The following is a 13320-nucleotide window of genomic DNA, read 5'->3' as shown; positions in this document are numbered from 1 at the left end:
GCTCGTGGGTGCCGAGTGCCTGCAGCGGGTGGGGAAGAAGAGCCTCCACCGGCAGTGGAGGCTCCTTGCGGCGTCTCCTCCGGTGTCCCGTCCGAAGGGGTGTCGGCCGGAGCGTCTATTCTGGGAAGGCCGGAAGGGTGCATCGTGCGCCGTCGCACGGCCCGCCCTATAGAGAGAAGCGCAGTGACGCAGCCTGTTCACTTCGAGACCTACAGCCCCGGGGAACCCGCGCAGCCCCGGGACCCGCGATTCCGAGCGATGGCAGTTTCAGGCGGTCTCGCCGTCGTTCTGAGTGCGGCCGCCGTACTCCTCCCCTCGCCGTACGTCATCGAATCGCCGGGCCCCACCTTCAACACCATCGGCGAGGTGAACGGGCAGCCACTCATCCGGGTTGAGGGCAGGGAGACCTTCCCGCCCGAGGGCGAGCTCGACCTCACCACGGTATTCGTGAGCGGCGGTCCGAATGGCCAGGTCAATGTCCTGGACACCTTCCGCGCCTGGGCGAATCCGAACGAGAACGTCCTGCCCGAGCAACTCGTGTACCCGGAGGGCACGACGTCGTCCCAGGTGGAAGAGCAGAATGCCGTCGCCATGACCTCGTCGCAGGAATCGGCGATCGCAGCCGCACTGTCCCACGAGAACATCGACTTCACCGAGGAACTGTCGGTCGCCGGCCTGGCTGAGGACTCCGCATCCGAGGGTGCACTGCAAAAGGGTGACGTCCTTCGAAGCATCGACGGGAAGCCGATCGAGAACATTCAGACCCTGCGTGCCACGCTGGGCGACGCCGATGGTGCCCCGGCCGATCTCTCGATCGTCCGCGACGGAGCCGAACTCGACGTGTCCGTGCTGCCGAAGGAGTCGGACGAGGGCGACTTCCAGCTCGGGATCCTCCTGGCCTCGACCTTCGACTTCCCGTTCGAGGTGACGATCCAGCTCGACAACGTCGGCGGACCCTCCGCCGGAACCATGTTCGCGCTCGGCATCATCGACAGCCTGACGGAGGGGGACCTCACGGGGGGACGGCACTTCGCGGGCACCGGGACCATCGACTCGGTAGGGGCTATCGGTCCCATCGGCGGTATTGCCCAGAAGCTTGTCGGTGCACGGTCCGGTGGTGCCGAGTTCTTTCTCGCCCCCGCGGAGAACTGCGACGAGGTGGTGGACAACATCCCCGACGGGCTGACCGTCGTGAAGGTGGAGACCATCGATGATGCGGTGGAGGCCGTCGAGATGCTCGGTTCCGGTGCGGATCCTGCCGGGCTCCCGGCCTGCTGATATGGATTCCGGCTGACGTGGCCGGACCACGACGACGTAAGACACGGTTGGATGACGATCGTGCCTCCCCAGTGGCAGGCGGGAACCTAATTGGTCCGCCTGAGCGTGGACAGGGCAGAATGAAAGCACGAAGGGCGGAACTGCACGCCGTCCTCTGTCCGCGTGCGGGCCGGGGGAGCGACGCGGGATACCGGTCGTCGTGACCCGCAGCAGCTAACGATGAGGTAGATGTGACATCCGGACCAGACCGTCCGTTCGGCAGTAGGCCGAGCCCAGCAAGTGCATCAACGAGTCGGCGTCGCAGTCCGCTGATCCCGACCATCATCGTCGTGGCGGTGATCGTGATCGCCTTCGTCTACCTGTCGCAGGTCTACGCCGACGTGCTCTGGTACAACCAGGTCGGGTTCCTCGAGGTGTTCGTGACCGAGAACCTGTCGAGGATCGTCCTTTTCGTCGTCGCGTTCCTCGTCATGGCAGGGGCCGTCTTCCTGAGCCTCCGCATCGCGTTCCGCAGCAGGCCCATCTACGCGCCCGACAGTGCCGTCCAGGACAACCTGAACCGGTACCAGGCGCAGCTGGAGCCCATCCGCCGCCTGCTGATGCTCGGTATCCCCGTGGTCCTCGGAGCCTTCGCAGGCACCGCGGCCTCCTCGCAGTGGCAGGAGGTGCTGCTGTTCCTGAACCAGGTTCCCTTCGGCACCAGGGACCCCGAGTTCAACATGGACTACGGGTTCTACATGTTCACGCTGCCGTTCCTGAAGTTCGTCGTCGGCTTCCTCATCAGCGTCGTCATCATCAGCGCCATCGCGACGATCCTGACGCACTACCTCTATGGCGGCATCCGCCTCGAGGAGAAGGGCCTCTTCACGACGAAGGCCGCCCGCATTCAGATCGCGGTCATCGCAGCCCTCTTCCTCGTCCTGCAGGGCGTCAACTACTGGCTCGACCGCTATGACACCCTCCTGAACCAGGGGACATGGGCCGGAGCGCTCTACACCGACGTCAACGCCGTCATCCCCACCAAGGCCATCCTCGCGGTCGCTGCCATCATCGTCGCGGTCCTGTTCGTGGCGTCGGCCTTCATCGGTCGCTGGCGCCTGCCGCTCATCGGCACGGCGATGCTCATCATCACCGCACTCCTCGCGGGCGGCGTCTACCCGTCCATCGTGCAGCGCTTCCAGGTCCGTCCGTCCGAGCTCAACCTCGAGCGCGAGTACATCGACCGGAACATCAACCTGACCCGTGAGGCCTACGGCCTGGATGAGGTAGAGGTGGAGCCCTACGCGCCGGAGAGCGTTCCGCAGGTAGGAGCCCTCGGCGACGACGGCGAGACGACGGCCAACATCCGCCTGCTCGATCCCAACCTCGTCTCGGACGCCTTCAGCCAGCTCCAGCAGTTCCGGCAGTACTACCAGTTCCCCGAGACCCTCAACGTCGACCGATACGAGATCGACGGAGAGGTGCAGGACACCGTCATCGCGGTCCGCGAACTCGATACCAACGGCGTCCCGGACGGCTGGGTCAACGAGCACGTCTTCTACACCCACGGCTACGGCGTCGTCGCCGCCGCCGGTTCGACCGTCGAGCCCGACGGACGCCCGTCCTTCCTGCAGTCCGGCATCCCCTCCACGGGCGTTCTCGGCGACGAATCGACCTACGAGCCCCGCATCTACTTCGGAGAGGATTCGCCGGAATACTCGGTGGTCGGAGCTCCCGAGGGCCAGGCGCCCGCCGAGATCGACCGCCCGCAGAACGAGAACTCCGACACAGAGTCACGGACGACCTTCAGTGGTGAGGGTGGACCGGACGTCGGCAACGCCTTCAACAGGTTGGTCTACGCCCTGAAGTTCCAGTCCACCGATCTCCTCCTCTCCGATCAGGTCAACAGTGAGTCCCAGATCTTCTACGACCGCGACCCGGTGGACCGTGTCCGCAAGGTCGCCCCGTACCTGACCCTGGATGGCAACAGCTACCCGGCGATCGTCGACGGCCGGGTGAAGTGGATCATCGACGGCTACACCACCAGCGCGAACTTCCCCTACTCGACCGAACAGGAGCTCGAGTCGGCGACGCAGGATTCCCAGACCGCGGAAGGTCTCGCCACGGCACTGCCCGCCGAGCGGGTCAACTACATCCGCAACGCGGTCAAGGCGACGGTCGACGCCTACGACGGATCAGTCAACCTCTACGCCTGGGACGACCAGGATCCCGTCCTGAAGTCCTGGCAGAAGGTGTACCCGTCGTCGTTGAAGCCCTTCAGCGAGATGTCGGCCGACCTCATGGCACACGTCCGCTACCCCGAAGACCTCTTCAAGGTGCAGCGTGAACTCCTCGCGAAGTACCACGTCACGGAGACGGACGAATTCTACAACAACAGCGAGGCCTGGAACGTGCCTGCTGATCCGGGCGGGAGTGCCGACGGCGCGGCGGCTGCGGCGACGACGGACCGCCAGCCACCGTTCTACCTCACCCTGCAGATGCCCAACCAGGACAAGGCTGCCTTCTCCCTGACGACGCCGTACATCCCCTTCGTACCGCAGGGCCAGACCCCGAGGAACGTGCTGTACGGGTTCCTCGCGGCGAACGGTGATGCCGGCACGGGCGAGGACGGCGTCAAGAGCGAGGACTACGGGCGGCTGACGCTGCTGGACAGCTCGGGGCAGGACTCCGTCGTCGGTCCGGGTCAGGCGCAGAACCTGTTCAACTCGGACACCACTGTCTCGCAGGAACTCAACCTGCTGCGGCAGGGTGCGTCCGAGGTCATCAACGGCAACCTGCTGACCCTGCCGATCGGCGGGGGTATCGCCTACGTGCAGCCCGTGTACGTGCAGTCCTCGGGCAGCAGTTCGTTCCCGGTTCTACGGCGCGTACTCGTGAGCTTCGGCGACGACGTCGGCTTCGCGCCGACACTCGCAGAGGCCCTCGACCAGGTGTTCGGCGGTGACTCGGGTGCCACGACCGGCGACAGCGAGAATGTCGGCGAGACCCCCGAGGATCCGGCGGCACCGGCAGAAGGGGACGGCGAGGGAGCTACTCCGACGCCGACTCCTACTCCGAGCCCCTCGGAGGGAGGCACGCCCGGCACCACGACGGGCGATCCCGCGGCAGACCTGCGGACGGCCCTGGACGACGCCAACACCGCCATCCAGGACGGCAACGCTGCCCTCGCAGCCGGCGACTTCGCTGCCTATGGGGAGGCGCAGGACCGCCTGCAGGACGCCCTGCAGCGGGCGCTCGATGCCGAGGAACGGGTTTCGGGAGGCGCCGGGCAGTAGCCGGGGGGAGTCGGGCAGCTGCCCGATTTGCCTCGGGGCCCCGCGGCCGGTAACGTTAGTTACACGCCGCGGGGTGGAGCAGTTCGGTAGCTCGCTGGGCTCATAACCCAGAGGTCACAGGTTCAAATCCTGTCCCCGCAACGAATAAGAAGTCCGGTTCTCCTTCGGGAGGGCCGGGCTTCTTGCTGTGTCCGAGAGAATCGGGGTGATGCAGGGCCTCCCGCGGAGGTGTGACGCCCGTCGGCCCCCACCGGGCTGGGAAGTCAGGACTCGGACAGGGCCTTGTACGCGCTCAGGGCTCGCTCGCGGCTCTCCTTGAGGTCGACGACGGGAGCCGGGTAGCCCGGGGCCGAGCCCTTCCATGGTTCGTGCACGTTATCGGCGTCCGCCAGCTCCGGAACGAAGCGGACGAGATAGGCGCCCTTCGGATCGAACTTCTTGCTCTGCAGCACCGGGTTGAAGATGCGGAAGTAGGGGCTGGCGTCCACACCCGAGCCGGCGACCCACTGCCAGCTGGCAGCGTTGCTCGCGGCATCGGCGTCGACCAGGCAGTCCCAGAACCATTTCTCGCCCACGCGCCAGTCGATCATGAGGTTCTTGATGAGGAAGGATGCCGTGGCCATGCGGACACGGTTGTGCATCCAGCCGATCTGCCACATCTGGCGCATGCCGGCGTCGATCAGGGGGTAACCCGTGCGGCCGCGCTGCCAGGCCTTCAGCTCCGCCTCGGTGGAGCTCTCCCAGGTGAACGCATTGAACTCCGGGCGGTAGTTGACGGTGGCGAGCTCCGGATTGAAGTACAGCAGCTGCCAGCTGAACTCACGCCAGCCGAGCTCGGAGCCGAACACCCGGATGTCCTCGGCCGTGGAGCTATCCTTGTGGTCCTGCGCAGCGTGCCAGACCTCGAACGGGCTGATCTCGCCGAAACGAAGGTGGGGAGAGAGCATGCTGGTGCCACGGAGGGCTGGGAGGTTGCGGTTGTCCTTGTATCCCCCCACCGCCCCATCGAGGAAATCGTCGAGCCGCTGGTGGGCGCCCGCTTCGCCGGGCGTCCAGGTGTCACGGAGGCCCTCCGCCCAGTCGGGAGTGGTGGGAAGGAGTCCCCACGTGGGCAGGTCGTCGGAGTCGAGGTGGGGGCCGTGCAGTGCGTCCGGCGCAGGCAGGGGCTTGCGGGGGGTGCGGGAGGCGAGGCAGGCCCGCCAGAAGGGCGTGAAGACCCTGTAGGCCTTACCGGACCCGGCGGTGACCTCCCACGGCTCGTACATCAGGTTCGCCTGATAGCTGGTGGCATCGACGCCCTGGTCGGAGAGCGACGATTTGAGGGCGGAATCGGTGGTCCGCTCGGTCAGGCCGTACCGGCGGTTCCAGACGACGGCGTGAGCGGAGCTCTCCTGCACGAGCCGGGGGATCACGTCTCCGGCGGCACCGCGGCGGAGGAGCAGGGGTATGCCGAGTTCCGTCAGGGACGCATCCAGTGCCACGAGTGAGTGGTGCAGCCACCATTTGGAGGCACTGCCCAGCGGCCGGATCCCGTCCGTCTCCTCGTCGAGGACGTAGCAGGCGACGACGTCGTCCCCGCTGTCCGCGGCTGCGGTGAGCGCGGGGTTGTCGGAGATTCGGAGATCGTCGCGGAACCACACCAGTGTCACAGCCATGGAGCCAATCTAACCTGCCTGCAGGCGGGCGGAACCGGCCGGACAGCAGGGGAACCGCAGCCGGGCGGCAGCGGTTCCCCTGTGCTATGCGGGCGCCCTGTCAGGGGCGGTGCGTCAGTAGGTGGTCTCACCCGCGGTCGACGGCGTACCGGCGTCCGCGCCGCTTCCTGCGCCCTGGCCGATCGCCGACTGCGAGCCCGCCCCCGACTTCAGGGCGGCTAGGCGAGCCTCGATCTCGGTCTGCTCACCGAGGTCCTCGAGGCTCTCGAACTGTGCGTCGAGGCTCGACGACGCCAACTCCTGCTGTCCGCGGACCCGGGCCTCCTCGCGTCGGATCTTCTCCTCGAAGCGGCCCACCTCGCTGGTCGGATCCATGAAGTCGATGCTCTTGACGGCGTCGTGCACCTGGGACTGCGCCTGTGCGGTGCGGGCCCGGGCGATGAGCTGGTCGCGCTTGGTCGTGAGCTCGCCCAGCTTGCCCTTCATCTGGTTGAGGCCGTCCTTGAGCTTGTCGACGATCTCCGTCTGCGAAGCGATGGTCGGCTCGGCGCCCTTCGCCTCGTTCTCCGCTGCCATCTGGCGCTGGATGGCTACCTTCGCCAGGCTGTCGAACTTCTGGGCGTCTGCGGCATCGCCGGACGAGCGGTACTCGTCGGCCTTGCGGGACGCGGCGAGGGCCTTGTTGCCCCAGCTGCGCGCATTCTCGACATCCTCGTTGTAGTCGTCCTGCATCATCCGGAGATTGCCGATGGTCTGGGCGACGGCGCTCTCGGCCTCGGCGATGCTGTTCGTGAAGTCGCGGACCATCTGGTCGAGCATCTTTTGCGGATCCTCGGCCTGGTCGATCAGTGAGTTGACGTTGGCTCGGGTGAGTTGGGCGATCCTGCCGAAAATTGACTGCTTTACCATTGATTTCCCTTTCGATTCTTCGTGATAGTCCTTGCGTCCTGCTGCTGGAGGAGGCTGAGCGTCCTAGAAGTCGCCGCCGCCCCCTCCGAAGTCCCCGAAGCCGCCGCCCCCGCCGTCGAACCCTCCGAAGCCTCCTCCGCCGAAGCTGCCGCCGTCGCCGCCGCCGAAGCCACCACCGCCGTCGCCTCCGCCGTACCCACCCCCGAAGCCGCCGCCGAAGCCGCCACCGTTGAGGATGGATCCGAGGAGGATGCCGCCGAGGAGTGCGCCGCCCATGCCATCGCCACCGCGTCCGCCGTACATGCCGCCCATGCCCATGCCGCCGCGGCCGAAGCCGTCCACATCCTGCTCGGCGAGCTGCGCGGCCTGATCCGCGAGCGTCGTGGCCTGCTGTGCGTGGGACAGGGCCGTGACGGGATCGGAGCGCTGGAGGTCGACGGCATAGTCCAGGTTGCGCTCTGCTTCGGCGAGGCGGGTGCGGGCCTCGCTGCCCACACCACCACGGCGTGCGCGGATGTAGTCCGCGGTGCCGGAGATGCTGGACTGCGCGGCGATGATCGCGTGCTGCAGGGAATCCTGGGCGCGGCGGGTGTTCTCCGCCTGGTCGCGCACTCCGCCGAGGGCGGCGTCGAGCTGTGCATGCGCGGCCTCGAGGCGCTGCAGCAGGGCGAGGGGATTGCTGCGGGGATTCTGCCGTTCCTGACGCACCGTCGTGACGGCCGACTGCACGGCCGCGATGGGCCCCGCGAGGTCCCGGTACTGTCCCGTCCGGTCCATGGCCTGCGCCTGAGCGAGGTCCTGTTCCGTCTCCGGCAGCGCGTGTTCGAGTTCGCGTTCGGCCGCGCCCAGCTCCTCGGAGCGCTTGTCGATGGCATCCAGGAGGACGGCGCTCTGGTGCACCGCCTCCTCCGCGGCCCGGACCGCGACGACGGCGCGTCCCGTATCCCCGGCCGACATCCGGGACTGCGCTTCGGTAGCGGCGCTCTCGACGAAGCTCAGCCGTTCCCGGGCCTGCTCGATGTTGTCCGAAACCTGCGACGTCGCGGTCTCGAGGTACCGGCCCTGCAGGTTCCGCAGGGCCTGCTCGGCCGCGCTGAACCGCCGGCGTGCCTGCTCGGCAGCCGACTGCGCACGGGCGAGGGCCTCCGGGGCATTGCGCTCCAGTTCGCGCAGGGCATCGAAATCGGCCTTGTGGGCCTGCAGGGAGGAGTTGACCTCCTCGCACCGGCGGATGATCTCGCCGAGCCACTGGCGCTGCTGCTGCTCGGTGTCGGGGATGTGGTCGTCCAGCTGCTGCTGCAGTTTGAAGGACTCGCTCATGTGCTGCTTCGCGCCGGCGATGTCCTGGGAGAACGTGGTGATGGCGTCCGCGCCGTACTGCGCCTCTGCGAAGCCGAGCTCCTGCTCGCTGGACTTGATGGCGTCGTCGGACGCCACCAGGAGACTGCCCGCCCGCTTGCGCAGGTCCTCCACGCTGACGGAGGCCAGCGGATCGACCACTTCGCCGGTCGCGGACGGTACGGGCCCGTAGCCGTACTCCTCGCGCTTGCGCTGTGCGCTGTTGCCACCACGGTTCTTGAGCAGCAGGTAGCCGCCGGCACCCGCCACGGCCACCAGCCCGCCTACCAGGACGAGGCCGCCGAGCCCGCTGCCTCCCGAGGAACCGCTGGTGCCCGTCGTGGTACCGCCGTTCGCGCCCCCTCCGCTGCTGCCGCCCGAGAGCGCCTCTTCCGTTCCCTGCACGGCCGCCAGCCCGGCGTCTGCGAAGTTCCCTCCCTGCAGCTCAGGGCTGATGTACTGGTCATACAGCGACTGGCCCTGTCCGCCGATCGCCGATCCACTGCCGACGACGTAGGTCGCCTGACCCTGATCGATGGCGATGCCCAGGAGCGCTTCGTTCGATGTCTCATCGTTGAGCTGCGCGGTGGCCGTGGCCCAGTCGCTGGAGGTCGTCGGACTCTCGAACGTGTCGACGTAGGCGACCCGCACGGTGAAGCCCTCCTGCGACCGCAGGTCCTCGATGGCGGCTTCGAGTTCGGTCTCCTCACCCGCGGTGAGGGCGTCGGCGTTGTCGATCACGTAGTCGCCGGACGGGAAAGTGATCGGCTGGTCCGCGAATGCCGCGGCACTCGAGACCAGGGGGAGCACCACGACGGCGCCCAGGACAGCAGTGACGCAGGCGCGCCCGCTCAACATTCGCATTTTCGACCCTTCAGCACGTCCTCCGGACCTCACCGATCCCAGGACCGGGGTCGGTGGACGCCGGAGGCTCCCTGTCCTTCCGATTCTATGGTTGGGGTGGGAGGGCGTCCACCACCGCGCCTTGTGCCCCTAGCGAAAGCCACGGGGTCGCCATCCGAGCCGGTATCGGTGGCCGTCCCCTTAGCACGGCGACGGCGATAGGTGATCCCTGCCGGGCCGACTCGTATCCTCTGACCTCGAGGAACGGCGCGCGGAGGATACTGGAGACGCAGCCGGTTCCTTCGACCGAAGGAGCCAGGGCGCCCTTCGATCCCAGACACTTCACAGAAACCGCACAGCCAACGCATGCTCGACGGTCAGCAGGAGTTGCCAGGATGTGGTTAACAGCAATGAAAGGACCTCCCATGAACGAGCAGCACGGCTCACAGGGCAACTCCGACCGCCCATTGCCCCCGCAGCCGCAGACCCCGCCGTCCTGGGGGACGGGCTGGAACAATGAGCAGTCCACGAACGAGCAGCCGGCAGGGGCTGGCGGGTCTTCCCCCGAGGCACAGCACCGTGGGGATACAGTGGGGGACTACTCCGATACAGCCGCTCATCCGAGCACCGATCCACCGACGGCCCGGCATCAGTCCTTCCCCGCCCCGGACACCGATCCACGTCACCAGGGCTACCAGGCCGCTTCCGCACCGCACCCCGCCTACGCGGGCCACCAACCTTTCTACGGCGAGCAGAGCGGCTACGGGCACCCGATGCAGGACGCCGGCGGCCGGACTGCTGTCAAGGACCGCAAGCGCGTCGGGCTCGCCACCTTCGCCGCTGGCGTCCTCGTCGCAGGGCTCATCGGCGGTGGCGTGGCCACCGCCGGCTTCAACGCGCTCGATACCAGCGCGGCCCCCGTGACATCGCAGGCACCACCCGAGTCGGTCGTGGTGAACAACACCGATGACGTGAACACCATCACGGGTGCCGCGGTCACCGCTTCGCCGAGCGTCGTCACGATCGCGGTCAGCGGTGGGAGCGCTAGCGGTTCGGGATCGGGCATCATCCTCGACACCGACGGTCACATCCTCACCAACACGCACGTGGTGACACTGGGCGGTCAGGTGTCGGAACCGACCATCGAGGTCAAGCTGAACGACGGCCGGGTCTTCCCGGCCACCGTGGTCGGAACCGATCCGCTGAGCGACCTCGCCGTCATCAAGGTCGACGCCCTGGATCTCACCGCCGCCACCCTCGGTGACTCCGACGAACTGAACGTCGGTGACACCGCGATCGCGATCGGTGCTCCGCTGGGTCTCAGCGGCACCGTCACCGATGGCATCGTCTCGACCCTCAACAGGACCATCAGCGTCGCCTCGTCGGCCGTACCGGAGGAGCAGCCGGACAGTACGGAGTCCGAGGACGGCGAGGGCTTCAACTTCCTGCCCCCGGGTGGCTCGGGCGAACAACCGACGCAGTCGCAGGGCTCCATCTTCCTGAACGTCATCCAGACGGACGCCGCAATCAACCAGGGTAACTCCGGAGGCGCGCTGGTGGACGCGGACGGCAGGATCATCGGCGTGAACGTCGCCATCGCCTCGGGCGGCTCCGGGGAGTCGACAGGCAACATCGGCGTCGGATTCTCCATCCCCATCAACTATGCGGACCGCATCGCGAAGGAGATCATCGCGAATGGCGAGGCCACCCACGGCTTCCTCGGGGTCAGCGTCACGGCCGCCCCGAGTGGCGGGGCGCAGAGCGACTCGAGCTTCTCATCGGGCGCGCTCGTCGAGTCGGTCGAGCCGGGGTCACCGGCGGAGGGCGCGTCGCTGGAGGTGGGCGACGTCATCACCAAGGTCGGCACCTACACGATCAGCGACCCGGAGTCGCTGACGGCGGCGGTACGGGTACAGACCGTGGGCCAGCAGGTGCCGGTGGAGATCCTCCGCGGTGGCGAGTCACGCACCATCGAGGTCACCCTCGCCCAGGCGCCCACCCCGTAGCAGTCAGCACCCCGCGCGGGAATGAACAGGAGGCGGTCCCGGATCCGGGACCGCCTCCTGTTCGTTGAACGAGGGAGCGCAGGCGCAGGCACGACGGCGCTCATGTCGGAGCTCGTAGGTATCCCGATGAGCGTTGAGCGTCAGCCCTCTGTGGTTAGCTAGTCGGTGGGAAGATCCCGGAACGAGGAAGGTCATTCATGGACGAGGCCCCAGCACAAGGATTGCGCATAGCGGTCCTGGTGAAGCATGTTCCCGACGCGCAGTTCGACCGGCATATCAGCGGTGACGACCTGACGACCGTCCGCTCCGAGAGTATTCTCTCCGAACTGGACGAGTACGCCCTCGAAGCGGCCCTCCAGCTGGTCGAGGCGCATGGGGGAGCGGGCGCCGGACACCGGGTCACTGCCATCACGATGGGGCCTGCCGGCGCTGTTGCCGCCGTGAAGAAGTCACTCCAGATAGGAGCCGACGACGGCGTCCACCTGACCGACGACGCCCTGAACGGCTCCGACGCCTCGGCCACCTCCAAAGCCCTTGCCGCGCTCCTTCAGCGTGTCGGTCCCTTCGACCTGATCCTCACGGGCATGGCGTCCACGGACGGCGAGACGTCCCTCGTGCCGGCTCAGCTCGCCGAACGGCTCGCCCTGCCCCAGGTCACGTTCGCCGCGTCCCTGGACCTCACGCCCGGCGACGGCGGCTGGACACTCGCCGCTCGTCGCGACAACGACACCTACGCCGAGACCATCGAAGCGCCCCTTCCTGCGCTCGTCTCGGTGACCGACCAGATCAACGAGCCGCGCTACCCGAACTTCAAGGGCATCATGGCGGCCAAGAAGAAGCAGATCCAGGTACTGTCCCTCTCCGACGTCGGGCTCCAGGCCGACGACGTGGGACGGGCCGGTTCGTGGACGACGGTCGAGGCCGCTGCACCGAGGCCGCCCCGCAGCCAGGGAATCGTCATCACGGACGAAGGCGATGCCGGCATCCGGCTGGTCGACTTCCTCGCCGGGCAGAAGCTCCTCTAGTCCGCTCCGACCCAACCCGCCCTTCTTCCCAGGAGTTCCCGCCATGACCACAGTCCTCGTCTTCCTCGATCATGCCGGGGCGAGCCTCGCGAAGAGCGAGCGCGAACTCCTCTCGCTCGGTGGCACCCTCGGCGACGTCGTCGTCGCACTTGCGGGTGACGCCGATCAGGCCTACCTCGACGGCGTCGGCTCGTACGGTGTCGAGGAGGTCTACCGTCCTGATTCCGGTGCTGTCTCCGACGTGCTCGTGGCAGGCAAGGCAGCCTTCCTCACCGAGGCCGTGCGTGTGTCCGGTGCAGGCATCCTCCTACTCGGCAACTCCCACGAGATGAAGGAGATCGCCGCACGTGTGGGGGTCCGGCTGGAGTCCGGCGTCATCACGGACGTCGTCGCCCTGGACGGTGACCTGACGGCAACCAAGGCCGATTTCGCTGGTTCCTACACCGTCAGCTGCCGTGTGACCACCGGGGTGACGATCCTGACGGTCAAGCCGAACACCTTCGAGGCCGTCGAGGCGGGCCTCCCATCGGCACCCCGCGAAGTGCAGATCCCGGTAGAGATACCACCGGCCGTGGCCCGCATCACCGGACGGACGGACAAGCCCGTCAGCGGACGCCCCGAACTCGCCGAGGCCCGGGTGATCGTTGCGGGAGGCCGAGGCGTGGACGGCAACTTCGGTCCGCTCGAGGACCTCGCGGACGCACTGGGAGGGGCGGTCGGTGCATCGAGGGCAGCGACGGATGCCGGGTGGATCGAGCACTCGGCCCAGATCGGCCAGACGGGCAAGACCGTGTCACCGCAGCTCTACATTTCGGCCGGCATCTCGGGTGCCATCCAGCAGAAAGCCGGTATGCAGACGTCCAAAGTGATCGTCGCGATCAACAAGGATGCCGATTCGCCCGTCTTCGAAATCGCGGATTTCGGCATCATTGGCGATCTCTTCACGGTGCTGCCGCAGGCCACCGAGGAGATCCGGAAGCGCGGGCTGTAG

At 67.3% G+C, this 13320-nt stretch carries 8 protein-coding genes and 1 tRNA gene; 6 read left to right on the top strand and 3 right to left on the bottom strand.

The window, feature by feature from the left end; all coding sequences use genetic code 11:
- Positions 1-258: 258 nt before the first annotated feature.
- The 3 genes from D6T63_RS12370 to D6T63_RS12360 all read left to right on the top strand — a co-directional run bounded on the left by D6T63_RS12370 (position 259) and on the right by D6T63_RS12360 (position 4694).
- Positions 259-1278: a YlbL family protein gene (locus tag D6T63_RS12370; RefSeq protein ID WP_120149362.1), complete on the top strand. Its 1020-nt coding sequence runs from the start codon at positions 259-261 to the stop codon at positions 1276-1278.
- Positions 1279-1508: 230 nt separating this feature from the next.
- Complete coding sequence (locus D6T63_RS12365; protein WP_120149361.1) at positions 1509-4553, top strand: UPF0182 family membrane protein; 3045 nt, start codon at positions 1509-1511, stop codon at positions 4551-4553.
- Positions 4554-4620: 67 nt separating this feature from the next.
- Positions 4621-4694, top strand: a tRNA-Met gene (locus D6T63_RS12360).
- 122 nt (positions 4695-4816) lie between these two features.
- On the opposite strand, the gene D6T63_RS12355 is transcribed toward D6T63_RS12360, so the two are convergent.
- The 3 genes from D6T63_RS12355 to D6T63_RS12345 form a co-directional block, all read right to left on the bottom strand.
- A complete protein-coding gene (locus tag D6T63_RS12355) occupies positions 4817-6208 on the bottom strand; it encodes a cryptochrome/photolyase family protein (RefSeq protein WP_120149360.1) in 1392 nt (463 codons plus the stop codon).
- Between the two features lie 114 nt (positions 6209-6322).
- Positions 6323-7117, bottom strand: coding sequence for a PspA/IM30 family protein (locus D6T63_RS12350; protein WP_120149359.1), 795 nt, complete (start codon positions 7115-7117; stop codon positions 6323-6325).
- Positions 7118-7180: 63 nt separating this feature from the next.
- Positions 7181-9319 carry a TPM domain-containing protein gene (locus D6T63_RS12345; protein ID WP_120149358.1) on the bottom strand — a complete coding sequence of 713 codons (2139 nt, stop codon included), beginning with the start codon at positions 9317-9319 and terminating at the stop codon, positions 7181-7183.
- Between the two features lie 404 nt (positions 9320-9723).
- Here D6T63_RS12345 and D6T63_RS12340 point away from each other — a divergent pair, with 404 nt between their 5' ends.
- From D6T63_RS12340 to D6T63_RS12330, 3 genes are all read left to right on the top strand, one after another.
- Positions 9724-11304, top strand: a complete 1581-nt coding sequence (locus tag D6T63_RS12340) for a S1C family serine protease (RefSeq protein ID WP_235830725.1) — start codon at positions 9724-9726, stop codon at positions 11302-11304.
- A gap of 197 nt (positions 11305-11501) precedes the next feature.
- Positions 11502-12329, top strand: a complete 828-nt coding sequence (locus D6T63_RS12335) for an electron transfer flavoprotein subunit beta/FixA family protein (RefSeq protein ID WP_182976986.1) — start codon at positions 11502-11504, stop codon at positions 12327-12329.
- 43 nt (positions 12330-12372) lie between these two features.
- Entirely contained in the window at positions 12373-13320 is a 948-nt protein-coding gene (locus tag D6T63_RS12330; RefSeq protein WP_120149356.1) for an electron transfer flavoprotein subunit alpha/FixB family protein, read from the top strand.

Source organism: Arthrobacter cheniae, from assembly GCF_003602275.1.
Classification (GTDB): Bacteria; Actinomycetota; Actinomycetes; order Actinomycetales; family Micrococcaceae; genus Arthrobacter_D; species Arthrobacter_D cheniae.
This window is presented reverse-complemented; position numbering and strand designations above follow the sequence as displayed.